The following is a 22,409-nucleotide window of genomic DNA, read 5'->3' on the forward strand; positions in this document are numbered from 1 at the left end:
CGCCGGATCAAGCGGGCACGCGCTCCGCTGCCTCGAGCAGCACGTTCAGTGCGTCACGGGTGCGCTCCAGTTCGGCAACCCCGACGCCGAGGCGTTCCATGATCTGGCCGGGCACCGCGATGGCCCGCTCGCGCAACGCCACCCCCGCGGGCGTCAGCGAGACGGCCAGGGCGCGGTCGTCATCCGGGTCGCGCCGGCGGTCGAGCAGTCCAGCCGACTCGAGCCGTTTCAGCAGGGGGCTGAGCGTGGCCGGCTCGAGGTGCAGCGTGTCGGCGAGGTCGCGCACGCGCCGCGGGCTGCTCTGCCAGAGGGCCAGCATGACGAGGTACTGCGGATGCGTCAGCCCGAGGGGCTCGAGCACCGGCGTGTAGACGGCGACGATCTGCCGGGCGGTGGTGACGAGGGCGAAGCAGACCTGACGGTCGAGGGCGAGCGGATCGACGGCGGTGGTCGGCATCCACTCAGCATAGCGTCCCAATAGTTAGTACACTCATTATTCGTGAGCGAACGAATGAGCTGGTGGGATCGCCTGAACGAGAGGCTCTTCCCGTACCTCGGGCCGCCGCCTCTCGGCCCTGGCCCCGGCGGCGAGCGTCCCGTCGATGCCGCCCCGGCCGCCTCCCGCTGCCCCCTGTGCGGACAGCCGATGTCGGCTCACGAGATCGAACGCACCGCCGACTGGTCCACGCCGACACGGCTGCACTGCCCGCCATCGGCGGCCTGAGCCGCGCGACTCGACGCACGGCCCATGCCGGTGGACCTCGCTACTCGTCCTCGTCGTCGTCGAACTCGATCTCGTCGATCTCGGCGTCGTCGTTGACCGCGCGGAACTCCTCGATGTTCATCCAGGTGGCCGAGGTCAGGTCGAGGTCGGCGGCCAGCTCCTCCATCTGCTCCTCGGTGAGGCGGTCTTCGAAGACCGTGCGCACCGCGTCGAGACTGGAGTGTTCGGTCACGGCGACGGTGTCGTCGTCGTCGCTGTCCGGATCCGACAGCAGCTGATCATCGGGGCTCATGAACTGCTCGAAGAACTCGTTCTCGAGCACGTCGATGTCGAAGTCATCCACCTCAGGATCAAGCTCGGCCATGTTCCGACGATAGCCCGACCGGATGGCGTCGGGAACCCTCCTCAGCGCTGCAGGTACGCCAGTACCGCGAGCACCCGCCGATGGTCGATGCCCGAGTCTTCGAGACCGAGCTTGCCGAAGATGGAGGTCACGTTCTTCTCGACAGCGCCGACCCCGATGTACAGCGCCGAGCCGATCGCGGCGTTGCTTCGACCCTCGGCCATGAGCTGCAGAACCTCGCGCTCGCGCGGCGTCAAGCTGGCCAACGGGTCATGCCGGCGGCCGATCAGTTGCGCGACGACCTCGGGATCGAGCACGGTGCCGCCCTCGGCGATGCGGGCGAGCGCATCGTCGAGCTCGGCGAGCGAGGCGACTCGGTCTTTGAGGAGGTAACCCACTCCCCCGTCGCCCGCGCCCAAGAGCTCCTGGGCGTAGGCGACCTCGACATACTGGGAGAGCAACAGGATGCCGGTGCCCGGCAGCAGCGATCGCAGCCGCAGCGCGGCGCGCACGCCCTCGTCGCGGAAGGTCGGCGGCATCCGCACGTCGAGCACCGCCACGTCGGGCGCGAGCCGCTCCACCTCGGCGAGCAGGGCATCCGCATCGCCGTAGGCGCCGACCACCTCGTGCCCCGCCTCGACGAGCACCCGCACGAGGCCCTCGCGCAGCAGCACCGAGTCGTCGGCGACCACCACGCGAAGAGCTGACACGCCCACAGCCTAGGAGGCCGGCGTCGGGGCGACCGTCGGCGCCTGGGCCGAGGCGGGCAGCGCACTCGTCACCGGAAGCTGGGCGATCACCACCGTGGGCCCGCCGCGCGGGCTCGTGACCGTGAGGATGCCGCCCAGGCCGTGCACTCGCTCCTCGAGCCCCGCCAGGCCGTGGCCGGGCGTCGCGACCGCGCCGCCGACTCCGTCGTCCGACACGGTCAGCTCCAGCCACGTCTCATCGGAGTCGGCGATCCGGCGAAGCCACACCCTCAGGGTCGCCCCCGTCGCCCGCGAGTGCTTCTCGGCGTTGGTGACCGCCTCCGCGGCGATGAAGTAGGCGTTGCGCTCGAGCTCAGGCGGCAGTTCCATGCCCTCGGGCACGTCCGAGACGAACCTGACGGGGATCGTCGCGCGCGTCGCCAGCGCCCCGAGCGCGGCGACGAGTCCGCGATCGAGCAGAAGGGGCGGGGCGAAGCCGCGCGACAGGGCGCGCAGCTCTTCGAGGGCATCCTTGGACTGCTGCATCGCCTCGCCGATCAGGGCGCGCGCGGCATCCGGATCCTTGTCGAGCTGGCGCTCCGCCGACGCGAGGTCCATCTGCAGTCGCACCAGCCGCTGCTGCGGGCCGTCGTGGATGTCGCGCTCCAGCCGCCGCAGGGCGGTGCCCTCCGCCGCCACCGCGGCCGAGCGCGACGACGACAGGCCGGCCACCTGCTGCTTCAGCTGCTCTGCGGTGAACACGCCCAGCATCCCGCGGGCGATGCCCCAGTGCAGGGCGGTCAGGCCGCGCGTGACGAACGGGAGGGTGAGCAGGGCGATCAACCCGACGATGAAGTAGAGCACCCCGTTGCCGACCTCGCGCGGAAGTCCGGATGCCGACAGACCGAAGAAACGGAACACGGTGTCGAGCAGGTGCGGCGTCCGGGCGCCCGACGGGATGAACCGCCCAAAGATCCCGAACGTCGTGCCCGAGAGCGCGGTGACCACCCACGCGAACGCGATGCTCCATGTGATGAAGCCCAGGATGGGGCCGACGAACATCGCCCAGAGCAGGTACAGCCAGTAGTGCACGTCGATGAACGGGGCGAAGATCTTGGCCAGGACGCTGCTGCCGCGGGCCTTGCGATCCCAGGCCGGCGGCGTGATCTCGGGAAAGCCGGTGAACCGCAGCCGGATGATCTCGAACATCCCGAACCCGCGCCCCACGAACAGCGCCGCCAGCACGAGGAACAGCCCGACGAAGATGAAGGCCATTCCGACGCCGGTGAAGAACAGGCTGGTCAGCACGACGATGCTGACGATCCCGATCGGAAGGATCGGCAGCAGGTACCCGAGCTCGCGCGGCAGGCCCAGCCACAGTCGGGCGTAGAGCGTGTGCTGGTGCTTCTCGGTAGCCATGGCAGGCTCCATTGTCGTCGTCATGCCTCCAGCCTGGCGACGGCCGCTGCCGGTCGGCATCCGGCTGACGACCGGACCCGGGTGGGGCTAACCCCCCGGGCGCTGCGCTCGCTCGATACCGTGGAGGGATGCGCCCCACTCAAGCCCGCATCATCGCGGATCTCCACGTCCAGCCCACGATCGACCCGGCCGCCGAGATCGAACGCCGGGTCGGATTCCTCGTCGACTACCTCACGACGACCCGGGCATCCGGTCTCGTCCTCGGCATCAGCGGCGGGCAGGACTCCTCGCTCGCCGGGCGGCTGTGCCAGCTCGCGGTCGAGCGTGTCGCCGAGTCGGGGGCCGAGGCCGAGTTCATCGCGGTACGCCTGCCCTACTCGGTGCAGGCCGATGAAGACGATGCGCAGCTCGCTCTGGGCTTCATCCGCCCGAACCGCGCGATCACCTTCGACATCAAGCGGGCCGTCGACGGTGTCGCGGATGAGTACCGCGACGCCACCGGCGACGCGCTGAGCGACTTCACGAAGGGCAACACGAAGGCCCGAGCGCGGATGATCGCGCAGTACGCGATCGCCGGCGATCGGCGGATGCTCGTCGTCGGCACGGATCACGCCGCCGAGGCCGTAACGGGGTTCTTCACCAAGTTCGGCGACGGCGGGGCCGACGTGCTGCCGCTCTCGGGACTCAGCAAGCGCCAGGGCCGTGCTCTGCTGGAGCACCTCGGGGCGCCCGAGCGGCTGTACCTCAAGGCGCCGACCGCCGACCTCCTCGACGAGAACCCCGGGCAGACCGACGAAGCGAACCTCGGACTCAGCTACTCCGACATCGACGACTACCTCGAAGGCCGGGCGGTATCGGATGCCGTCGCCGACGCCCTCGAGGCCCGGTACCTCGCAACCGAGCACAAGCGCGCCGCACCGGTCACCCCGTTCGACGCCTGGTGGCGGACCGCGGCCGACCCCTGGGCTCGCTGATCCCTCCCGTTCCACGTCCCCCAGAAGGGGGACTCGCGTCCCCATGATGGGGGCCACTATCGTGAGCCCAGATCGCAACCCGAATCCCCCACCCGCGATCCGCCGCCTCTCAGCAGGAGTCCCCCTATGAGCAATGTCGTCACCCCGACCACGAACGCCGCGCCCGCCGGCTGGTACAACGACCCCCTCGGCATCCCCCAGCTGCGCTGGTGGAACGGTATCGGCTGGACCAACCACGTCCAGGAACACCGTGCCGAATTCCAGTCGTGGGGCGCCCAGCCCGCGTCGGTCGCGTAGTCCGCTGCCCAGTTTTCTTCGTCGCGTCCCCACCGGTGGCCGCGACGCCGCGCTTCGGCGCGCCTGCATCAGTGTCGATGCGGGCGCGCTGACTTCCGCGGGGGCGGCCCAACCCGCACGGCCGAGCGAGACGACTTCGCCTCAGCAGCCGTGGCCGACCTCCGCGGAACCACCTCTTCCCGCCGCCTGACCCGGTCGGCTGATCCGGTCGCCCCGGGGGGGGGTCGCCGCGTACGCGTATCAGCGGCCGTGGGTCCAGCGACCGGCGACCATCGTCGCCCAGACCGGCATCTCGCGCAGCTGCTCGCCGGATGCCGTGAGCGGGTCGAGTTCGCTGACCACGAGATCCGCGATGCCGCCCTCGGCGACGCCCGCGACGCCGCCCCACGACGCGCGCAGGGCATCCGGGATGGTCAGGGCCTGCTCCGGATGCCACGGCTCCCGCCCGTCCCGGCTGCGGGTCACGGCGGCCGCAAGCGTGACCCACGGGTCGAGCGGAGCCACCGGCGCGTCCGAGCCGAGGGCGAGTTCGGCTCCGGCATCGAGCAGGGCGCGGTACGCGAAGGCGCGATCGGTGCGTCCCGTCCAGTAGTGGTCGGCGACATCGCGATCGTCCATCGCGTGTTCGGGCTGCACGCTCGCGCGGACGCCGAGCTGGGCGAATCGGGGAAGGTCTGCCGCGGCGATCAGCTGCGCATGCTCGATGCTGCCGCCGGGGGCCGGGAGCGGCCCGAGCGCCGCGAAGGTGTCGAGCGCGAGGGTCGTCGCGCGGTCGCCGATGGCGTGGATCGCGGGGAGGAGTCCTCGCTCGAGAGCGGCGCGCGCGAGCTCGAGCAACTCGGCGGCCGAGTGGATCGCGAGGCCCGCGGCATCCGGACCGCCCAGTCCCGGGTAGTCGTCGTAGCACCACGCGGTGCGCGTGTTGAGCGAGCCGTCCGTGAACAGCTTGAACGGGCCGCCCACGAGCAGGCCATCGCTGTGCTCGACGACATCGCCGGTGCGGATGCCGGCCGCCGCAACCGCATCGAGGTCGCCCGGGTACACCCCGGCCCGCACCCGCAGGCCACGGAATCCCGCACCGAAGCGTCGCCGCCACGAGCCCAGCGCATCGCGCATCTCGAGGTCGACGATGCCGACCACGCCTCGCGCCGCCGCCGCGGCCGCCGCCTCGACGACCCAGGCATCCAACTGCTCGTCGGCGATCGAGCTGAGTCGCACGTTGAGGTCGAACGCCTCCTGCTCGCGCAGCAGCCAGGCGTCCTCGGGCAGGCCCAGCGCACGCAGGGCGGCCCGGTTGGTCCACATGCAGTGCACGTCGCCGCTCACCAGCGCAACCGCCACGTCACCGAACTCCAGCAGCTCGGGCGTTGGCTGGTCGGGCCACAGACCGTCACGGAAGCCCTGACCCAGCAGTACCGTCCCCGGCTCCGGGGGATGAGCGGCGAGACGCTCGCGCACGATCGACGCCGCCTCCGCCGCGGATCGCGCGCCCGACAGATCGACGCGCCGGCTCAGCTGCGCCCACTGCCCGAAATGCACGTGCGAGTCCCACAACCCCGGCATGACCCAGCGCCCCTCGACGTCGACCTCCTCCGGCCCCTCCCCCGGGCCCACGTCGCTCGAGAGGGTCGGCGGGGTGGAGGGGGTCGAGAGCGTGACGATGCGGCCGTGGTCGATGAACACGTCGACGATCCGGCCGTCGAGCAGGCGCGCGTTCCGCAGCAGCACGCTAGCTCCCGGCATCCGGGTGCGACGGGTGGATGCGCCGCATCTCGTCGGCGAGCCCCGGCTGCGCGTACGGCCCGTCGGCGGCGAGCGCGGTGATGATCGTGTCGCGCACCTCGGCGGGCTTGTTCTGGCTCAGCTTGAGCCGGGCATCCATCCGGGTCACCCGGATGCGCAACCCCACCGTTCCGCGGGCGATGCGCCGCGCATGCTGCTCGTCGTAGTCGAGCGAGACCGGATGCGGCATCCGGCTCTCGAAGTGATCGACGAGTCGCTGCAGCACCTCGAAGTTCTCGTCGTCGCCGAGGACCTCAGGGGTGCCGTAGAGGTGCGCGGTCACGTGATTCCAGGTCGGGATGACGTCGCCCTCGGCGTACCAGCCGGGCGAGATGTAGCCGTGCGGACCCTGCACGATCACGAGCATTTCGTGCTGCCCCAGTTCGTGCAGCTGCTCGTCGGGGCGGCCGAAGTGGCTGACGATCGAGATGCCCTCCGCGTCCTCCTCGAGCAGCGTCGCGTAGTGCGAAGCGACGAGCCCGCTCGCGGTGTTCGACACGTACGTCGCCCACGGGTTCTCACGGATCAGGCGCTTGACGACCTGCTCGTCGTTCGTGATGAAGTGCGGAGTCTGGCGCACCGCTACGCCTGGTCCTTCGGGCACCAGTAGAGCTTGCGACCGCCGAGTTCCTGCATCGCGATCGGGGTGCCGCAGATCCGGCAGGGTTCGCCGGTGCGGTGGTAGACCCAGTGCCGGTCGGCGCGCGAGGCGAGGGCCTTGCGGTGGTCCTCGGGCGAGAGGTCGTCCATCGTCAGCATCTGCCCGGTCTGCACGCCGAGCTCGAGCAGCTTGACCCAGTCGCGCCAGAGGCCGCGCACGGTCTGCTCCGGCACCTCCTTGCCCGGCGTGAACGGGTTCAGCCGAGCTCGGAACAGCAACTCGGCACGATAGACGTTGCCGATGCCCGAGACCACCGACTGATCCATCAGCAGCAGGGCGATCGGCGTCGACTTCTTGCGCACGACCGCGGTGAAGCGCTCCTCGCCGGCGGCGTGGTCGTCGACGAGCGGGTCGGGGCCGAGCTTGGCGATCGCGGCATCCACCTGCTCGATCGTCTGCACCTCGCAGGCGGTCGGACCGCGCAGATCGGCGACCGCGGTCGGCGTCAGCAGGCGCACGCGCACCGCTCCGATCGGCTCGGGCGGAAAGCTCGTGGCATCGGGCTCGAGCTTCTCCTGCTCGCTCATCCGCAGCCGCGTCAAACGCGGGGCGCCGATCGACGACAGCGAGTGCTCATGCGCCGCCAGGTCGGTTCCGCGCTGATTGGTCTGGCCCATGCGTCCGTTCGCGGATGCCGTGGTGGCGTCGACCGTGATGTCGCCCGCGAAGTCCCAGGCCCCGTACATGCCCAGGTGCACCCGCAGCCACAGCCCGTTGTCGAACTCGAGGAACATCTGCTTGCCGACGGCCTTGGCCTGCACGATCTCGTGGCCGTCGAGTTGCGCCGCGCCGGCAGCGAAGCGCCCCTGCGGCGAGCTCACGGCGACGGGCACGTGCTCGAAGTGGCGCTCGAACTGGCGCGCGATCCGATGGACGGAGTGGCCCTCGGGCATCCCTGCTCCTCCTGAGCCTAGGCGTCGATCTCGTGCCCGGCGATCCGCCCGGTGGCCTCGTACTCGGCCAGCTGCGCGATCCGTCGCGCGTGGCGCTCCTCGCCGCTGAACGGTTCGGCCAGGAAGGCGTCGATGAGCTCGACCGCGACCTCGAGGCTGTGCTGGCGGGCGCCGATCGCGATCACGTTGGCGTCGTTGTGCTGACGGGCGAGCACCGCGGTGTCGTGATTCCACACCAGCGCGGCGCGGATGCCCTCGACCTTGTTGGCTGCGATCTGCTCGCCGTTGCCCGAGCCGCCGAAGACGACGCCGAGGGTTTGGACGCCCGCGCCCTGGTCGCGCACAACCGCGAGCGCGGTGTTGATGCAGAAGCTCGGGTAGTCGTCGAGGGGGTCGTAGCTCGTGGGGCCGTGGTCGACGACCTCGTGCCCGGCCTCGCGGAGATGCTGTTGCAGGTGCTGGCTGAAATCGAGTCCGGCGTGGTCGGTTCCGATGTGGACGCGCATGGTCACCAGGCTAGGCGATCCGGGGCCGACACCCCTTGTCGACGCCGTCGCGCGGGAGGATGATGATGTCCACATCGTGAGGTAAGCGAGGTCGACATGAGAAACGTCACCGCGATTCCCGACCTGGTTCCGACTCTGTCGGCCGGACGGCACCGCTCCCCGCGCAAGGGCGCGTGCTTCATGGAGTTCGCCTCCTACCTGGCGGGCGAGCGCTGGAGCGACCACCCGAGCTGCACCGACCCCGTGCTGGCCACCCTGGCGCGGGCCGTCAACGACACGCTGCGCGACGATCGGCGCAGCGAGTTGATCACCGACGTCCCGCGGGTCATCGGGCTGCGCGGCGACGACCTGCGGCTCGGCCTCGTCGTCGCCCTGCGCGCCGCGACCATGGCCCTGCCGGTCGCGAGCATGGAACGCCAGCGCGCTCTCGCCGTCGCGATCATCGCCACGATCGACGCCCTCGCCGAGCTCGGCATCAATCGCCCGCGCGCTCGGGCCGACGCAGAGCTCGCCCTGAGCGAGAGCCCGGATGCCGCGGCCTGGGCCCACGCGCACCTCGCCGACTGGCGCGCGCGCCCGGTCGACCTGGCGCGCCACGGTTGCGCCGCCATCGTGCGGACGGCGGCCATCGGGGTCGCCCAGGCGTGCGTGAACGATCCGGACACGCGGCTCATCGCCTTGTTGCGCGCGGCGATCACCGACGCGGAGGTGTTCCTCGGCCGTCCGCAGCGGGCGCCGATCGCGCTGCCCGGCTCGCGCAACGTCCCGCTGGCTGCACGTCTCGAGCGCGTTTCGGCGTAGGCGCGTCGCTGCCGCGACGCGCGCGTCTAGGCTGATCGACGGACACAATCCGTCGTTCCACCCCTGACGCCGAAGGAGCATCAGCGTGCCCGGAGAGAACCTCACCCGCCTCGAAGCCCAGGAGCGCTCGAGCCTGATCGCCGTGCAGTCCTATGTCGTGGCGCTCGACCTGACCACCGGTCCCGAGACCTTCCGGTCGACGACGACCATCGAGTTCACGGCCCGCGGCGGCACGGAGACCTTCCTCGACGCGATCACGACCGCGGTTCACTCCGTCACGGTCAACGGCACGACGCTCGCCCCCGACGCCGTGAGCGACAACACGCGCATCCGGCTCGAGGGGCTCGTCGAGCACAACGTCGTCACGGTCGACGCCGACTTCGCCTACACGAACACCGGCGAGGGCCTGCACCGTTTCGTCGACCCGGTCGACGGCGAGGTCTACCTCTACTCGCAGTTCGAGGTGCCCGACAGCCGGCGCGTGTTCGCCGTCTTCGAGCAGCCCGACCTCAAGGCGACGTTCCAGTTCACCGTCACGGCTCCCGCCGACTGGGCCCTCGTGAGCAACTCCCCCACCCCGGTGCCGACTCCGGCGGGCGACGGCGCCGCCACCTGGGCCTTCGACCCGACCCCGCGCATCTCGAGCTACATCACGGCGCTCATCGCGGGGCCGTACCAGTCCGTGCACTCCGAACTCACGAGCTCGAGCGGACGCGTCATCCCGCTCGGCATCTACGCCCGCAAGTCGCTGTTCGGCTACCTCGACGCCGACTACATCTTCGAGAAGACCCGTCAGGGCTTCGCCTACTACGAGCAGAAGTTCGGCTACCCCTACCCCTTCGCCAAGTACGACCAGCTGTTCGTGCCCGAGTTCAACGCCGGGGCCATGGAGAACGCCGGCGCCGTCACCTTCACCGAGACCTACGTGTTCCGCTCGAAGGTCACCGACGCGATCAAGGAGCGCCGGGTCGTCACGATCCTGCACGAGCTCGCGCACATGTGGTTCGGCGACCTCGTGACCATGAAGTGGTGGAACGACCTGTGGCTCAACGAGTCGTTCGCCGAGTGGGCCTCGACGATCGCGACGGCCGAGGCCACCGAGTGGACCGAGGCGTGGGCGACGTTCCAGGCCATGGAGAAGAGCTGGGCCTACCGACAGGACCAGCTGCCCAGCACGCACCCGGTCGTCGCGACCATCAACGACCTCGAGGACGTGCAGGTCAACTTCGACGGGATCACCTACGCCAAGGGCGGATCCGTGCTCAAGCAGCTTGCCGCATGGGTCGGCATCGACGAGTTCTTCGCCGGGGTCGGCAACTACTTCTCGAAGTACGAGTACGGCAACACCGAGCTGACCGACCTGCTGGCCGAGCTCGAGCTCACCAGCGGTCGCGACCTCACCGGCTGGGCCGAGAAGTGGCTCGAGACGGCGGGCGTCAACACGCTCAAACCCGAGATCGAGACGGATGCGGCGGGCACGATCACGGCGTTCCGCATCATCCAGACCGCAGCGCCCGAGCAGCCAACGCTGCGCCCGCACCGGCTCGCGATCGGCTTCTACGGCAGCGACGGCGCGACGCTCGTGCGCACCCACCGGGTCGAGCTCGACCTCGACGCGGAGGCCTCGACCGAGGTCGCCGAGCTCGTGGGGCTCGCCCGCCCCGAGCTCGTGCTGCTCAACGACGACGACCTGGCATACGCCAAGATCCGCATGGATCCCGCGAGCCTCGCGGTCGCGATCGCCCGGCTCTCACAGATCGAGGACCCGCTGGCGCGTGCCCTCGTGTGGGGCTCAGCCTGGGACTCGACGCGCGACGCCGAGGTGGCCGCGAGCGACTACCTCGACCTCGTGCTGGGCAACATCGCGAGCGAGACCGAGTCCACGACCATGCGGCTCACGCTCACCCAGCTGGTGCAGGCGGCGCACGTCTACGTCGCGCCCGAGAAGCGCGAGGCCGCGATCCGTCGGGTCGGCGACGCGCTGTGGTCGCTCGCCCAGAGTGCCGCCGCGGGGTCTGACGCTCAGTTCCAGTTCGTGAAGTTCTTCGCGACCACGCCGTCGACGCCCGAGCACGCCGCCGCCCTGCGCGGTCTGCTCGACGGCTCGGTCGCCCTGCCCGGTCTCGAGATCGACACCGACCTCTCGTGGGAGCTGCTCGATGGACTCGTGCTGCTCGGCGAGGCGGACGAGCCCGAGATCGCGGCGGCGCTCGAGAAGGACAACACGGCGAACGGCCAGCAGGCTGCGGCCCGCGCCCGCGCGACGGTCCCCACCGCCGAGGCCAAGAAGTCCGCCCTCGATGCCGCCCTGAACGACGAGACGATCCCCAACGCCCTGCTGCGCAACATGGGCATCGGCTTCGGCCACGTCAACGACCCGGCCGTGCTCGAACCGCTCGTGGGCCCCTACTTCGACGCCCTGACCACCGTCTGGACCCGGCGCAGCTACAAGATCGCGGAGTACACGATCCTGGGCTTCTACCCCGGTTCGCTCGCCTCGCAGGCCCTGGCGGACGCGACGAACGCCTGGCTGGATGCCCACCCCGGCATCCCGGCGCTGCGGCGTCTCGTCATCGAGTGCCTCGCCGGGGTCGAGCGCGCCCTCGCCGCGCAGGAGCGCGACCGGAGGGGCTGATCGTGACGTGGAACGACTTCGGGAACGGCGTTCTCGCCTTCCTGACGGGCGCCTGGGGCAAGCCGGTGAGCGTGCTGCTCATCATCGTCGTGTCGATCCTGGTGCGGATCATCCTGCAGTTCGTGATCCGGCGCGTGGTCGACCGCATCGTCAACGGCGTCAAGAAGAAGCAGAACGTCGAAGACACCATGGCCCTGCAGGCGTCGCCGATGGCGGCCGTGCGGATCGTGCAGCGCACCCGCGCGCTCGGCGGGGTGTTCAGCAGCGTCGTCACCACGGTCATCGTGATCATCGCCGTCGTCCTGATCATCTCGACCGTCTCGCCCCAGGCGAGCGGGGCGTTCTCGCTCATCACGGCGGCTCTCGGCGCGGGGCTCGGCTTCGGGGCGCAGAACCTGGTCAAGGATGTGCTGAACGGCCTCGCGATGGTCGGCGAAGACCAACTCGGCGTTGGCGATGTCGTCGATCTCGGGCCGGCCACGGGCGTCGTGGAAGAGGTCGGCATCCGGATCACCAAGATCCGCGACGTCAACGGAACGCTGTGGTACGTGCGCAACGGCGAGATCCTGCGGGTCGGCAACCTCTCCCAGGGCTGGGCACGGGTCATCATCGACCTCGCGGTGCCGTACGAAGCCGACATCGACGAGGTCGAGGCCCGGATGCTGGCGACCGCCCTCGAACTGCAGCAGGCCGCCCGGTGGAAGCGCCTCATCCTCGAACGGCCCGAGGTCTGGGGCATCGAGTCGATCTCGGCGGAGGCGATCGTCATCCGCCTCGTCGTCAAGACCAGGTCGGGCAGCAAGGACGACGTGGCCCGCGAACTGCGCGCGCGGCTGAAGAAGGCCCTCGACGAACTGGGCGTCAAGCTGCCCTCGCTCAACTCCATCGTGCTCAGCGGCTACGAGGGGGCCGCCTCGGTCAAGGGGGCGAGGCCGCCGAAGACCGCACAGGTGTCGGTGCCGGCGGCCCTGCGCAACCGCCGGGCGGGCACCACGCCGGCCGACGCGGGCAAGACCGAGACGGCGAAGGCGGACGAATGAGCGATCTCACCCTGCGCATGGGCCCCGGCGGCGAGCCGGTCGGCGGCAGCTTCTGGGCGGCGGTCGGCGGTCGGCCCACCTTCGAGAAGCTGGTGCGCGAGTTCTACGTCGGCGTCGCCGACGACCCCGTGCTGCGGCCGATGTATCCCGAAGAGGATCTCGAGGGGGCCATCCAGCGCCTCACGGGCTTTCTGGAGCAGTACTGGGGCGGACCTGGCACCTACAGCGAGCAGCGCGGCCACCCCAGACTCCGGATGCGCCACCAGCCGTTCGCCGTGACCCCCGATGCCCGCGACCGCTGGCTCGCCCACATGCGCGCGGCGGTCGACACGCTCGAGCTCTCGCCCCTGCACGAGTCCATGCTCTGGGACTACCTCGAGCGTGCCGCCCACGCGATGGTGAACCGGGCCTGATCCCCCGGCCGGTTCGGTCCGGCTCAGACCGTGGCGAGGGCCTCGCGCAAGCCGGTCAGCAGCGGCGTCGTCGGTCGCCCGATGAGCCGGGCGAGGTCGCCGGAGGTCTCTGCCAGCAGGCCTGCCTTGATGTTCTGGTCGAGGGCGACCACGAACCCGACGGTGCCCTCGTCGAGACCGAACCCGCTCAGGATCGCGGCGTGCTCCTCGGGAGAGACGTCGCGGTAGACGACCTCCCGCCCTGCGATCTCGGCGGCCGCGGCGGCGAGATCCTCGAAGTTCCACGCGACGTCGCCCGACAGCTCGTAGACCCTGCCCCGCAACGACGGATCGATCAGAACAGCCGCAGCGGCCTCCGCGTAGTCCTTGCGGCTCGCGCTCGCGACCCGTCCGTCGCCGACGCTCGCGACGATCTCGCCGGTCTGCATGCCCTGCTGGACCGCCTGCAGATAGTTCTCGGTGTACCAGCTGTTGCGCAGGATCGTGGCCTGGATGCCGGACGCCGCGATGGCCTCCTCGGTCGCCTTGTGCTCGGGCGCGAGGATCAACGGCGAGGTCGTCGCCTTCGGTGCGCTCGTGTAGACGAGGTGCGAGACGCCCGCGCGCACGGCGGCATCGATCGCGGCCGCGTGCTGGGCGGCGCGCTGACCCACCTCGCTGCTCGAGATCAACAGCACCTGCTCGGCGCCGGCGAACGCCGCGTCGAGGGTCTCGGGCACCGTGAAGTCGATCGGCACGACCCGAACGCCTCGATCGGCGAAGTCGGCGAGCTTCTCGACCTTGCGCCCGCCCGCCACGAGTTGCTCGGGAGCGACTCCTCGCGCGAGCAGGGCCTCGAGGGCGAGACGGCCGAGGTGTCCGGTTGCGCCGGTGACGACGATGGTCATGGGGGGTCCTTTCGTTGACGTGGTCAGGGGATGCAAGGCGCGCGACCGTCCGATACTTCCCAGCCGCAGGTACCCACTTTTCAGTAAGGTACCCACATGAAGGTGAGTTTCGAGGTTTCGCGGGTGACGCCGGGCAAGACGGGTGAGATCTACCCCGCGGCATGCTCCACCCGCACCGTGCTCGACCACGTGACGAGCAAGTGGGGCGTGCTCGTGCTGCTCGCTCTGACGGAGGGCACGCTGCGCTGGGGCGAACTGCGCCGCGTCATCGAGGGGATCAGCGAGAAGATGCTCGCGTCGACCCTGCGCACGCTGGAACGCGACGGCTTCGTCGCCCGCGAATCGTTCCCCGAGGTGCCGCCCCGGGTCGAGTACCGGCTCACCGAACGCGGGCGCCAGCTTTCCGAGCGACTGCTGCCGCTGATGGACTGGATCGCCGACAACGCCGACGACATCGTGGCGCCGTCGCGCTGACCCGCCTCAGTGGGCGGCCGGAAGGCGTCCCGCCATCCACCGCGCCATCCTGCCATTCGCAGACGGGTACCCTGGGACTCTTGAGGATCGTTCGGAGGGGACGTCATGGCGGAACAGGCTGATGCGATCGTCATCGGTGCCGGCCTCGCCGGCCTGGTCGCCACGGCTGAACTGGTCGCGGCCGGCAAGCGGGTCATCGTGCTGGAGCAGGAGCCCGAGGCCAGCTTCGGCGGACAGGCCTGGTGGTCGTTCGGCGGACTGTTCCTGATCGACTCCCCCGAGCAGCGCCGCATGGGGGTGCACGACAGTCACGAGCTGGCACGCCAGGACTGGTTCGCGAGCGCGGAGTTCGACCGCGAGGAGGACGTCTGGGGTCGGCAGTGGGCCGAGGCCTACCTCGCCTTCGCCGCCGGCGAGAAGCGCGCGTGGCTGCACCGCAAGGGCGTCCGCTTCTTCCCTGTTGTCGGCTGGGCCGAACGCGGGGGCTACACCGCCACCGGGCACGGCAACTCGGTTCCACGTTTCCACATCACCTGGGGTACCGGACCGGGGATTCTCGAACCCTTCGTCAAGGCGGTGCGCGCCGGCGTCGAGGCGGGGCTGGTCGAGCTGAAGTTCCGCCATCGAGTCGACGAGTTGACCGTCACGAACTCGGCGGTCACGGGAGTCTCGGGCAGCATCCTGGCCGACGACGACGCCGAGCGGGGTGCCGCGAGCAACCGGGACGTGACGGGCGACTTCGCACTGCAGGCCGGGGCCGTCATCGTGGCGAGCGGCGGCATCGGCGGCAATCACGAGCTGGTGCGGGCGGCCTGGCCCGAATGGCTCGGCACGGCCCCCACGACGATGCTGAGCGGAGTGCCCGCGCACGTGGACGGGCGCATGCTCGCCATCTCGGAGCGCGCCGGCGCCAACTCGATCAACGGCGACCGGATGTGGCATTACGTGGAGGGCATCACCAACTACGCGCCGGTGTGGGAGAAGCACGGCATCCGCATCCTGCCGGGACCATCGAGCCTCTGGTTCGACGCGACCGGCACGCGCCTGCCGATCCCGCTGTTCCCCGGGTTCGACACGCTGGGCACGCTCGAGTACCTGCGCTCGACCGGGTACGACCACAGCTGGTTCGTGCTCACCCAGTCGATCATCGAGAAGGAGTTCGCGCTCAGCGGCAGCGAGCAGAATCCCGATCTCACGGGCAAGAGCATTCCGCTGATGCTCAAGCAGCGTCTGGGCAAGGGTGCCACCCCGCCCGTCGAGGCGTTCAAGGAGCGCGGCGAGGACTTCGTGGTCGCCGAGTCCCTCGACGAGCTGTTCGCCGGCATGAAGCGCCTCTCGCCCGAGGTCGAACTCGACACCGTCACCATGCGGCACGAGATCGAGGCGCGCGACCGCGAGCTCGACAACCGTTTCAGCAAGGACGCCCAGGTCACCGCCCTGCGCGGCGCCCGGGCCTACCGCGGCGACAGGCTCATCCGGGTCGCGAAGCCCCACAAGATCCTCGACCCCGACCACCATCCGCTGATCGCGGTCAAGCTGCACGTGCTCACCCGCAAGAGCCTGGGCGGCTTGCAGACCGACCTGCAGGGCCGTGTGCTGGATGCCGGGGGCACGCCCATCGCGGGCCTCTACGCCGCCGGAGAGGTGTCGGGGTTCGGCGGGGGCGGCATGCACGGCTACCGCGCCCTGGAGGGCACCTTCGTGGGCGGCTGCCTGTTCACCGGACGAGTCGCCGGGCGCAGCGTGGCGGGCGGCCTGTAGAACCGGCCGCTCCCCGTGCGACTCAGCGGGAGAGGGTCCAGGCTTTGCGCTTGACCAGCACGTGGCCGCGGCGCGTGGTCAGGCGGGTCCAGGGACCGGTCTCGAAGATCCGCACCTCGTCGTCGCCGAGGAACCCGAGACCGAACGCGGCGAACGCGGCACCGGCGGGCACGTGCTCAAGCCCGTCGATGCCGCGGCTCCAGACCTCCGAGCGCACACGGCGCACGATCTGCTCCCCCGCGGTCTCGGGGACGGCACCCGCGACCTCGTCGATGCCGGCGCGCGCCGCGCGATCGAGCACGGTCGTCGTCGTGCCCGCGATGGCACGCCAGCCACCGCGCGGGGGCGAGATCGCCGACCAGGTGACGGTGTTGACCTCCATCGGCAGCGAGATCGTGATCGGGCCGTCGGCGTCGGGGCCTGGCGCAGCCGAGGCCGCAGCGCGCGCCGCCTGGGCGTTCTCGAGCCGCTGCAGCAGCGAACGGATGGGGACGACGACGTCGAACTCCGCTTGCCCGTCGCCCGGGTCGCCCAGGGCGACCGTGCGCAGACCCAGGACTGTCGGGCTCTCGTCGAGCAGACCGATGGGGTAGAACACCGCGGCGTACACCGCGAGAACCCCGCTGCCCGCGATCAACCGAACGGAGCCTTCTTCGATCCGCGCGGCGCGGGCGAGGAAGACCTGGAGGTCATCGAGGGTGGGGGTGTCTGCGAGAGTGAAGGAGCTGCCCATCTGCTCCTAAACTACAACCCATGACCGACCCCTTGGCGGGCCTTCTCGCGGCGCTGGATCTGAGCGACACCGGAGCACGCACCAACGAAGACATCTTCACCGGTCCGAGCCAGTGGACACCGCAGGGTCGGGTGTTCGGCGGCCAGGTGCTCGCGCAGTCCTTGATCGCCGCCATCCGCACGGTCGACGAGCAGCGCGCGGTGCATTCCATGCACGGGTACTTCCTGCGGCCCGGCGACGCCGAGCGGTCGATCACCTTCTCCGTGGATCGCATTCACGACGGCCGCTCCTTCACCACCCGGCGCACGCAGGCCTACCAGGGCGGCCAGCCGATTCTGTCGATGATCGCGTCGTTCCAGACTCAGGACGACGGCCTCGACCACCAGATCGACATGCCGCCGGGCCTGCCCGATCCCGAATCCCTGCCGAGCACGGCCGAGGTGCTCGCCGGCGTCGACCACCCGGTCGCGCAGTTCTGGGCGACCCGCCGCGCGTTCGACATCCGCCACATCGAGGCGCCGATCTACCTCGACGCTGTCGAGGGTGGCGCCGCACATCAGGCGGTCTGGATGCGCGCCGTCGGCACCCTGCCCGATGACCCGAATGTGCATCGGGCGGCGCTCGCTTACGCGAGCGACTACTCGATCCTCGAGCCGATCCTGCGACCGCACGGCGTCGCCTGGAGCCGTCCGGGGCTCAAGGTCGCGAGCCTCGATCACGCCATGTGGTGGCACCGCTTCGGCCGCGTCGACGAGTGGATGCTCTACGTGCAGGAGTCGCCGAACGCGATCGGCGGCCGCGGGCTCTCGCTGGGGCGGATCTACTCGCGCGACGGCCTGCTGCTGGCCAGCGTCGCGCAGGAGGGGACGATCCGGGTGCCCGGGTCGGCGGAGTGACACCGGTCGAGGCGCAGGTATAGCGTCTTCTGCAGGAGGCACGCAATGAAGTCGCCAACTCTCTCGCTGGCCGTGGTCGCGAGCGCGGCGCTCGCCCTGCTCTCGGGATGCACTCCGACGCCGCCGTCGCCGACACCCAGCAGCGCCTCCCCCACCGCATCCCCTTCGCCGTCCGCCTCGACGGCTTCCCTCATCGCCATCGACAAGCCCGCCGCGTCAGCCACCGTGCACACCCCGGTCGAACTGAGCGGGACCGCCAACACCTTCGAGGGCGCCCTCACGGTCGAGGCGGTCGCCGCGAACGGGTCGAGGCTGTGCGTGCGCGACGTGATGGCGACGTCCGGAACGGGCACGCCCGGAGCCTGGTCGGCCGTGCTCGCATTTCCTCCTCGCGATACGGCGACCGCGGTCACCTTGCGCGCCTACTCCTCAAGCCCCAAGGACGGATCGATCATCAACCTGGTCGAGCGCTCGGTCACCGTGTCGGCAGAACGACCCGCGATCATCATCACCTCGCCGGCCTGCGGCGCCACCGTCGCGGCGGGCAGCGCGCTCGCCGTCAGCGGCTCGGCGTTCGTCTTCGAGGCGGCGTTCACCATCGAGTTGCGCGACTCCTCCGGCCGGCCCGTCGTGACGCAGAGCGTCATGGCCGCGCGAGGCGACAAGGAGTCGCCGTGGTCGGCCACTCTGACCATCCCCCCGGGGTTGGCCGCCAACGCCTACGATCTCGTCGCCTTCGACAACAGCGCAAAAGACGGCAGCGTCGTGGACGAGTTCCCCGTCCAGGTGCACGTCCGGTAGTTGTGCGTCTGGCGGGCGGCAACGTCGCTCAGCGACGCGTGAAGACCAACGGCGTCTCGAGGTACGGAGCCCAGAGCTCGCGCAGCTGTGGCGGGATGCGGGTGGGGCGACCGGAGGCGGCATCCACCGTCACGATCGTGGTCGCCGAGCGGGCGTACAGCACGCGCGATTCGACCCCGACGGGCGAGTACAGCTCGAAGTAGATCTCGATGCTGGCGCCCCCGAGTCGGCCCAGCCACACCTCGACGTCGATCGGCGCGCGGGTGTACGGGATCGGAACGAGGTACTCGATCTCGCTGCGGGCCACGAGCGACCACACCCCGGCGTCGCTGGTGAGGTCGAGCACGGCGGTCGGCTGCGGGTCGGGGTCGTCGTCGGCGCTGCGCCAGAAGGCGCGCACACGCGCCTCCTCGATCAGGCGCAGGGTCTCGACGTTGTTGATGTGCCCGTACGCGTCCAGATCGCCCCAGCGCAGCGGGATCGGGATGTGGAGGCGCATGAAGGCTCCTTAGCGGAATTTTCCCGAGCGCGAGACGCACTCGGGGATTGAACGCGCGATGGCCAGAAATGGCCATCGCTTCGAGCAGCTCAATCCCTCGTCAGCTTGCGGTAGACCGAGGCGTGCGGCTTCGCCGCCTCCGGGCCGAGTCGCTCGATCTTGTTCTGCTCGTACGACTCGAAGTTGCCCTCGAACCAGTACCAGTTGGCCGGGTTCTCGGCGGTGCCCTCGTAGGCGAGGATGTGGGTCGCGATCCGGTCGAGGAACCACCGGTCGTGGGTGATGACCACCGCGCAGCCCGGGAACTCGAGCAGGGCGTTCTCGAGGCTCTGCAGGGTCTCGACGTCGAGGTCGTTGGTCGGCTCGTCGAGCAGCAGCAGGTTGCCGCCCTGCTTGAGCGTCAGCGCGAGGTTGAGACGGTTGCGCTCGCCACCGGAGAGCACCCCCGCCTTCTTCTGCTGGTCCGGACCCTTGAAGCCGAACTTGCTGACGTAGGCACGGGAGGGGATCTCGACCTTGCCCACCGTGATGATGTCGAGCCCGTCGGACACGACCTCCCACAGGGTCTTGTTGGGGTCGATTCCGCCGCGGTTCTGGTCGACGTAGCTGATCTGCACGGTCTCGCCGACCTTGAGCTCGCCGCCGTCGATCTGCTCGAGCCCGACGATGGTCTTGATCAGCGTGGTCTTGCCCACGCCGTTCGGGCCGATGACGCCCACGATGCCGTTCGGCGGCAGGGTGAAGCTGAGCCCCTCGATGAGCTCACGACCGTCGAAGCCCTTCTCGAGCTTCTTCGCCTCGACCACGATGTTGCCCAGCCGCGGACCCGGCGGGATCTGGATCTCTTCGAAGTCGAGCTTGCGCGTGCGATCGGCCTCGGTCGCCATCTCTTCGTAGCGTGCGAGACGCGCCTTCGACTTGGCCTGCCGGCCCTTGGCGTTGGAGCGCACCCAGTCGAGCTCGTCGGCGAGGCGCTTGGCCAGCTTCTGGTCCTTCTTGCCCTGAACCTCCAGGCGCTGAGCCTTCTTCTCGAGGTAGGTCGAGTAGTTGCCCTCGTAGGGGTAGAGGTGCCCGCGGTCGACCTCGGCGATCCATTCGGCGACGTTGTCGAGGAAGTACCGGTCGTGGGTCACCGCGATGACCGCGCCGGCGTACTGCTTGAGGTGCTGCTCGAGCCAGAGCACGCTCTCGGCGTCGAGGTGGTTGGTGGGCTCGTCGAGCAGCAGCAGGTCGGGCTTCTGCAGCAGGAGCTTCGTCAGCGCGACGCGGCGCTTCTCACCGCCGGAGAGGTTGGCGACGGCGGCGTCACCGGGCGGGGTGCGCAGCGCATCCATCGCCTGGTCGAGCTGGGAGTCGAGATCCCAGGCATCGGCGGCGTCGATCTCTTCCTGCAGGGAGCCCATCTCGGCCAGCAGGGTGTCGAAGTCGGCATCGGGGTCGGCCATCGCTGCCGAGATCTCGTTGAAGCGGTCGAGCTTGGCCTTGATCGGCCCGACGCCCTCCTGCACGTTCTCGAGCACGGTCTTGCTCTCGTCGAGCACGGGCTCCTGCATCAGGATGCCGACCGTGTACCCCGCACTGAGGCGGGCCTCGCCGTTGCTGGGCTGGTCGAGCCCGGCCATGATCTTCAGGATCGTCGACTTGCCGGCGCCGTTCGGGCCGACCATCCCGATCTTCGCGCCCGGCAGGAACGACATGGTCACATCGTCGAGGATGAGCTTGTCGCCGACCGCTTTGCGGGCGCGCACCATCGAGTAAATGAATTCGGCCATGCTCCGAGTCTAGGGAAGGTCGTCGGCCTCAAGCTGACAGCCGCCGAAGCCCGGCCTCGCGGCGACGAGAGACGACGCGTTCGGCCTGAGCGCGCGGTCGGTCACCAGTCGATCGTGCGGGTGGTTCCGACGAGGCAACGGCCCGTGGCCAGCACCTTCGTGACGGTGCTCGCGTAGCCGATGTTGCCGTACTGCCCGATCAGGCAGGTGGTGCCGAAGCGGACCGAGAACTGGATGTTGTCGGCCGCCAGGTTGGCCGCGGTGCGGTCGGGCGTGACCTCCATGTCGACCTTCGGGTAGCCGGCCTTGATCAGGTTGTCGATGAACGGTCGCCCGCTCAGATCACCGCCCGCCGCGATCAGCTTCTGGTTGACCATGTCGAAGTACGCCTTGTTCTGGTTCGCGGTGCCGTTGAGGTCGATCGCCGGGGTCGCCGGTGCGGCGGATCCGCTCGCCGCCGAGGTCGCGCTTGCCGTCGGTTTCGGCGCGGACGCGACGCAGCCCGCGAGAGCCGTCACGGCCAGCAGGCCCACCGCCGCGGCAATGACCGAGCGCCGTGCCGGAATCCGCCGCAGGGTTCGCTGCCGCCGACCGGTGCCGCTCATGATCCTCCTCGGCCGGTCGCACCCTGCGACGTCGGTCGCGACGATTCTAGGGTGGCCGGCTGGACTAGAACGGAAGGGCCGCCTCGGCCGGTCGCTTCGAGGGCGCCGCCGACAGCTCGTCGTCGGAGCCGGAGCCCGAGCCCGAGCCCGAGCCCGAGCCCGAATGCGTCACTACAACCGCGCCGGAACCGCCCGCATCGGACTCGTCGACATCGCCGAAGGCCGCACGATCGCTCGGCAGCTCGTCGTCGTGCGCGAGGCTCGACGACACCGAGCGGGTGAAGACGGCGGTGCCCCACGCGAGGTCGTGACCGAGGGCATCCGCGTCGACCTCAACGGTCATGCCGGCGCGCTCTCCGTTGTTCCAGTCGCGCAGTCGCAGCCGACCCGTGACGACGACGCGCTGGCCCTTGGCGACCGAGCCGACCACGTTGACAGCCAGGTGGCGGAACGCGGTGATCGTGTACCAGTTGGTCTCCCCGTCGATCCATTTCTGCGCTGCGCGGTCGTAGCGACGCTGCGTGCTGGCGAGGCGGAACGACGTGATCGGGAGGCCCTCGCTGGTGACGAGGTGTCGCGGGGTGGTGGCGACGAGTCCGGTGAGGGTGATGGTGTCGGTCATGGGCTGGCTCCTTGTCGATGGACCCGCGGCGACGCCAGCGGGCCGGATGCCGGAGCGGCGCTCGTGCCGGGAGAACCGCCCCGGCATCCGATCGCCCCATCGTGACGAGCCCGCACACACCTCGGGCGCCGCCTGCCTTCCGGTGTGGAAGGGGCGACGCCCGAGAGGCTGCGGAGGAGACG

Annotated in this window: 25 protein-coding genes; 11 read left to right on the plus strand and 14 right to left on the minus strand. The window is 69.9% G+C overall.

The features are described 5' to 3' along the window. Positions 1 to 7: 7 nt before the first annotated feature. A complete protein-coding gene (locus ACFPJ4_RS06920) occupies positions 8 to 457 on the minus strand; it encodes a MarR family winged helix-turn-helix transcriptional regulator (protein ID WP_386739630.1) in 450 nt (149 codons plus the stop codon). 42 nt (positions 458 to 499) lie between these two features. Between ACFPJ4_RS06920 and ACFPJ4_RS06925 the strand changes: the two genes are divergently transcribed. After that, a complete protein-coding gene (locus ACFPJ4_RS06925; protein WP_386739631.1) occupies positions 500 to 724 on the plus strand; it encodes a hypothetical protein in 225 nt (74 codons plus the stop codon). A 40-nt stretch (positions 725 to 764) separates the two neighbouring features. Here ACFPJ4_RS06925 and ACFPJ4_RS06930 read toward each other — a convergent pair whose 3' ends face one another. Genes ACFPJ4_RS06930 through ACFPJ4_RS06940 form a run of 3 tightly spaced genes read right to left on the minus strand, consistent with a single transcriptional unit; the run spans position 765 to position 3,175 of the window. Next, positions 765 to 1,088 (minus strand): hypothetical protein, encoded by a 324-nt coding sequence (locus tag ACFPJ4_RS06930; RefSeq protein ID WP_386739632.1) that lies wholly within the window; start codon positions 1,086 to 1,088, stop codon positions 765 to 767. A gap of 41 nt (positions 1,089 to 1,129) precedes the next feature. After that, positions 1,130 to 1,777, minus strand: coding sequence for a response regulator transcription factor (locus ACFPJ4_RS06935; protein ID WP_386739633.1), 648 nt, complete (start codon positions 1,775 to 1,777; stop codon positions 1,130 to 1,132). A 9-nt stretch (positions 1,778 to 1,786) separates the two neighbouring features. Continuing rightward, positions 1,787 to 3,175, minus strand: coding sequence for a sensor histidine kinase (locus tag ACFPJ4_RS06940; protein ID WP_386739634.1), 1,389 nt, complete (start codon positions 3,173 to 3,175; stop codon positions 1,787 to 1,789). 128 nt (positions 3,176 to 3,303) lie between these two features. Between ACFPJ4_RS06940 and nadE the strand changes: the two genes are divergently transcribed. Then, positions 3,304 to 4,149: an ammonia-dependent NAD(+) synthetase gene (gene nadE, locus ACFPJ4_RS06945; RefSeq protein WP_386739635.1), complete on the plus strand. Its 846-nt coding sequence runs from the start codon at positions 3,304 to 3,306 to the stop codon at positions 4,147 to 4,149. 126 nt (positions 4,150 to 4,275) lie between these two features. Further along, positions 4,276 to 4,446, plus strand: coding sequence for a DUF2510 domain-containing protein (locus ACFPJ4_RS06950; RefSeq protein ID WP_386739636.1), 171 nt, complete (start codon positions 4,276 to 4,278; stop codon positions 4,444 to 4,446). A gap of 240 nt (positions 4,447 to 4,686) precedes the next feature. Here the strand turns inward: ACFPJ4_RS06950 and ACFPJ4_RS06955 are convergent, their stop codons facing one another. Genes ACFPJ4_RS06955 through ACFPJ4_RS06970 form a run of 4 tightly spaced genes read right to left on the minus strand, consistent with a single transcriptional unit; the run spans position 4,687 to position 8,288 of the window. Then, a complete protein-coding gene (locus tag ACFPJ4_RS06955; protein ID WP_386739637.1) occupies positions 4,687 to 6,174 on the minus strand; it encodes an amidohydrolase in 1,488 nt (495 codons plus the stop codon). Position 6,175: 1 nt separating this feature from the next. After that, a complete protein-coding gene (locus tag ACFPJ4_RS06960; RefSeq protein WP_386739638.1) occupies positions 6,176 to 6,808 on the minus strand; it encodes an FMN-binding negative transcriptional regulator in 633 nt (210 codons plus the stop codon). A gap of 2 nt (positions 6,809 to 6,810) precedes the next feature. Further along, positions 6,811 to 7,782, minus strand: a complete 972-nt coding sequence (locus ACFPJ4_RS06965) for an Fpg/Nei family DNA glycosylase (RefSeq protein ID WP_386739639.1) — start codon at positions 7,780 to 7,782, stop codon at positions 6,811 to 6,813. Between the two features lie 17 nt (positions 7,783 to 7,799). After that, the gene (locus ACFPJ4_RS06970) at positions 7,800 to 8,288 is read right to left on the minus strand and encodes a ribose-5-phosphate isomerase (protein WP_386739640.1); all 489 of its coding nucleotides are present in this window, start codon (positions 8,286 to 8,288) and stop codon (positions 7,800 to 7,802) included. A gap of 96 nt (positions 8,289 to 8,384) precedes the next feature. On the opposite strand from ACFPJ4_RS06970, the gene ACFPJ4_RS06975 reads away from it, so the two are divergent. The 4 genes from ACFPJ4_RS06975 (at position 8,385) to ACFPJ4_RS06990 (ending at position 13,177) form a co-directional block, all read left to right on the plus strand. Then, positions 8,385 to 9,089, plus strand: a complete 705-nt coding sequence (locus ACFPJ4_RS06975; RefSeq protein WP_386739641.1) for a hypothetical protein — start codon at positions 8,385 to 8,387, stop codon at positions 9,087 to 9,089. An 85-nt stretch (positions 9,090 to 9,174) separates the two neighbouring features. Beyond that, positions 9,175 to 11,724: an aminopeptidase N gene (gene pepN / locus ACFPJ4_RS06980; RefSeq protein WP_386739642.1), complete on the plus strand. Its 2,550-nt coding sequence runs from the start codon at positions 9,175 to 9,177 to the stop codon at positions 11,722 to 11,724. Positions 11,725 to 11,726: 2 nt separating this feature from the next. Further along, a complete protein-coding gene (locus ACFPJ4_RS06985) occupies positions 11,727 to 12,764 on the plus strand; it encodes a mechanosensitive ion channel family protein (RefSeq protein WP_386739643.1) in 1,038 nt (345 codons plus the stop codon). Continuing rightward, complete coding sequence (locus ACFPJ4_RS06990) at positions 12,761 to 13,177, plus strand: globin (protein ID WP_386739644.1); 417 nt, start codon at positions 12,761 to 12,763, stop codon at positions 13,175 to 13,177. Before ACFPJ4_RS06985 ends, ACFPJ4_RS06990 begins: the two co-directional genes overlap by 4 nt. Before the next feature lie 23 nt (positions 13,178 to 13,200). Here ACFPJ4_RS06990 and ACFPJ4_RS06995 read toward each other — a convergent pair whose 3' ends face one another. Continuing rightward, positions 13,201 to 14,064, minus strand: a complete 864-nt coding sequence (locus tag ACFPJ4_RS06995) for an SDR family oxidoreductase (RefSeq protein WP_386739645.1) — start codon at positions 14,062 to 14,064, stop codon at positions 13,201 to 13,203. A gap of 96 nt (positions 14,065 to 14,160) precedes the next feature. Between ACFPJ4_RS06995 and ACFPJ4_RS07000 the strand changes: the two genes are divergently transcribed. Together ACFPJ4_RS07000 and ACFPJ4_RS07005 are read left to right on the plus strand one after the other, a co-directional pair. Next, the gene (locus ACFPJ4_RS07000) at positions 14,161 to 14,538 is read left to right on the plus strand and encodes a winged helix-turn-helix transcriptional regulator (RefSeq protein ID WP_386739646.1); all 378 of its coding nucleotides are present in this window, start codon (positions 14,161 to 14,163) and stop codon (positions 14,536 to 14,538) included. Positions 14,539 to 14,643: 105 nt separating this feature from the next. Next, a complete protein-coding gene (locus tag ACFPJ4_RS07005) occupies positions 14,644 to 16,299 on the plus strand; it encodes an FAD-binding dehydrogenase (protein ID WP_386739647.1) in 1,656 nt (551 codons plus the stop codon). A 22-nt stretch (positions 16,300 to 16,321) separates the two neighbouring features. Here the strand turns inward: ACFPJ4_RS07005 and ACFPJ4_RS07010 are convergent, their stop codons facing one another. Further along, entirely contained in the window at positions 16,322 to 17,032 is a 711-nt protein-coding gene (locus tag ACFPJ4_RS07010; protein WP_386739648.1) for a DUF8185 domain-containing protein, read from the minus strand. 20 nt (positions 17,033 to 17,052) lie between these two features. On the opposite strand from ACFPJ4_RS07010, the gene ACFPJ4_RS07015 reads away from it, so the two are divergent. Beyond that, the gene (locus tag ACFPJ4_RS07015; RefSeq protein ID WP_386739649.1) at positions 17,053 to 17,928 is read left to right on the plus strand and encodes an acyl-CoA thioesterase; all 876 of its coding nucleotides are present in this window, start codon (positions 17,053 to 17,055) and stop codon (positions 17,926 to 17,928) included. Between the two features lie 45 nt (positions 17,929 to 17,973). Beyond that, positions 17,974 to 18,729: a Gmad2 immunoglobulin-like domain-containing protein gene (locus ACFPJ4_RS07020; RefSeq protein ID WP_386739650.1), complete on the plus strand. Its 756-nt coding sequence runs from the start codon at positions 17,974 to 17,976 to the stop codon at positions 18,727 to 18,729. A 28-nt stretch (positions 18,730 to 18,757) separates the two neighbouring features. Here ACFPJ4_RS07020 and ACFPJ4_RS07025 read toward each other — a convergent pair whose 3' ends face one another. From ACFPJ4_RS07025 to ACFPJ4_RS07040, 4 genes are all read right to left on the minus strand, one after another. Further along, on the minus strand, positions 18,758 to 19,228 hold the full coding sequence (locus tag ACFPJ4_RS07025) for an acyl-CoA thioesterase (protein WP_386739651.1): 471 nt from the start codon (positions 19,226 to 19,228) through the stop codon (positions 18,758 to 18,760). Positions 19,229 to 19,317: 89 nt separating this feature from the next. Continuing rightward, positions 19,318 to 21,000: an energy-dependent translational throttle protein EttA gene (gene ettA / locus ACFPJ4_RS07030; RefSeq protein WP_386739652.1), complete on the minus strand. Its 1,683-nt coding sequence runs from the start codon at positions 20,998 to 21,000 to the stop codon at positions 19,318 to 19,320. A gap of 101 nt (positions 21,001 to 21,101) precedes the next feature. Further along, a complete protein-coding gene (locus ACFPJ4_RS07035) occupies positions 21,102 to 21,605 on the minus strand; it encodes a DUF6993 domain-containing protein (RefSeq protein ID WP_386739653.1) in 504 nt (167 codons plus the stop codon). A gap of 64 nt (positions 21,606 to 21,669) precedes the next feature. Beyond that, complete coding sequence (locus ACFPJ4_RS07040; protein WP_386739654.1) at positions 21,670 to 22,227, minus strand: single-stranded DNA-binding protein; 558 nt, start codon at positions 22,225 to 22,227, stop codon at positions 21,670 to 21,672. Between the last annotated feature and the right edge of the window lie 182 nt (positions 22,228 to 22,409).

This window comes from Lysinimonas soli, from assembly GCF_042655435.1.
GTDB lineage: Bacteria > Actinomycetota > Actinomycetes > Actinomycetales > Microbacteriaceae > Lysinimonas > Lysinimonas soli.

Excerpts from the sequence above, each read along its gene's own strand:
- ACFPJ4_RS06950 (WP_386739636.1), top strand. The coding sequence starts at position 4,276 with ATGAGCAATGTCGTCACCCCGACCACGAACGCCGCGCCCGCCGGCTGG.
- ACFPJ4_RS07000 (WP_386739646.1), top strand. The coding sequence starts at position 14,161 with ATGAAGGTGAGTTTCGAGGTTTCGCGGGTGACGCCGGGCAAGACGGGT.
- ACFPJ4_RS07015 (WP_386739649.1), top strand. The coding sequence starts at position 17,053 with ATGACCGACCCCTTGGCGGGCCTTCTCGCGGCGCTGGATCTGAGCGAC.
- ACFPJ4_RS06940 (WP_386739634.1), bottom strand. The coding sequence starts at position 3,175 with ATGGCTACCGAGAAGCACCAGCACACGCTCTACGCCCGACTGTGGCTG.
- ACFPJ4_RS06970 (WP_386739640.1), bottom strand. The coding sequence starts at position 8,288 with ATGCGCGTCCACATCGGAACCGACCACGCCGGACTCGATTTCAGCCAG.
- ACFPJ4_RS07020 (WP_386739650.1), top strand. The coding sequence starts at position 17,974 with ATGAAGTCGCCAACTCTCTCGCTGGCCGTGGTCGCGAGCGCGGCGCTC.
- ACFPJ4_RS06995 (WP_386739645.1), bottom strand. The coding sequence starts at position 14,064 with ATGACCATCGTCGTCACCGGCGCAACCGGACACCTCGGCCGTCTCGCC.
- ACFPJ4_RS06990 (WP_386739644.1), top strand. The coding sequence starts at position 12,761 with ATGAGCGATCTCACCCTGCGCATGGGCCCCGGCGGCGAGCCGGTCGGC.
- ettA (WP_386739652.1), bottom strand. The coding sequence starts at position 21,000 with ATGGCCGAATTCATTTACTCGATGGTGCGCGCCCGCAAAGCGGTCGGC.
- ACFPJ4_RS06930 (WP_386739632.1), bottom strand. The coding sequence starts at position 1,088 with ATGGCCGAGCTTGATCCTGAGGTGGATGACTTCGACATCGACGTGCTC.
- nadE (WP_386739635.1), top strand. The coding sequence starts at position 3,304 with ATGCGCCCCACTCAAGCCCGCATCATCGCGGATCTCCACGTCCAGCCC.
- ACFPJ4_RS06965 (WP_386739639.1), bottom strand. The coding sequence starts at position 7,782 with ATGCCCGAGGGCCACTCCGTCCATCGGATCGCGCGCCAGTTCGAGCGC.
- ACFPJ4_RS06920 (WP_386739630.1), bottom strand. The coding sequence starts at position 457 with ATGCCGACCACCGCCGTCGATCCGCTCGCCCTCGACCGTCAGGTCTGC.
- ACFPJ4_RS06975 (WP_386739641.1), top strand. The coding sequence starts at position 8,385 with ATGAGAAACGTCACCGCGATTCCCGACCTGGTTCCGACTCTGTCGGCC.
- ACFPJ4_RS07005 (WP_386739647.1), top strand. The coding sequence starts at position 14,644 with ATGGCGGAACAGGCTGATGCGATCGTCATCGGTGCCGGCCTCGCCGGC.
- ACFPJ4_RS07040 (WP_386739654.1), bottom strand. The coding sequence starts at position 22,227 with ATGACCGACACCATCACCCTCACCGGACTCGTCGCCACCACCCCGCGA.
- ACFPJ4_RS07035 (WP_386739653.1), bottom strand. The coding sequence starts at position 21,605 with ATGAGCGGCACCGGTCGGCGGCAGCGAACCCTGCGGCGGATTCCGGCA.
- ACFPJ4_RS07025 (WP_386739651.1), bottom strand. The coding sequence starts at position 19,228 with ATGCGCCTCCACATCCCGATCCCGCTGCGCTGGGGCGATCTGGACGCG.
- ACFPJ4_RS07010 (WP_386739648.1), bottom strand. The coding sequence starts at position 17,032 with ATGGGCAGCTCCTTCACTCTCGCAGACACCCCCACCCTCGATGACCTC.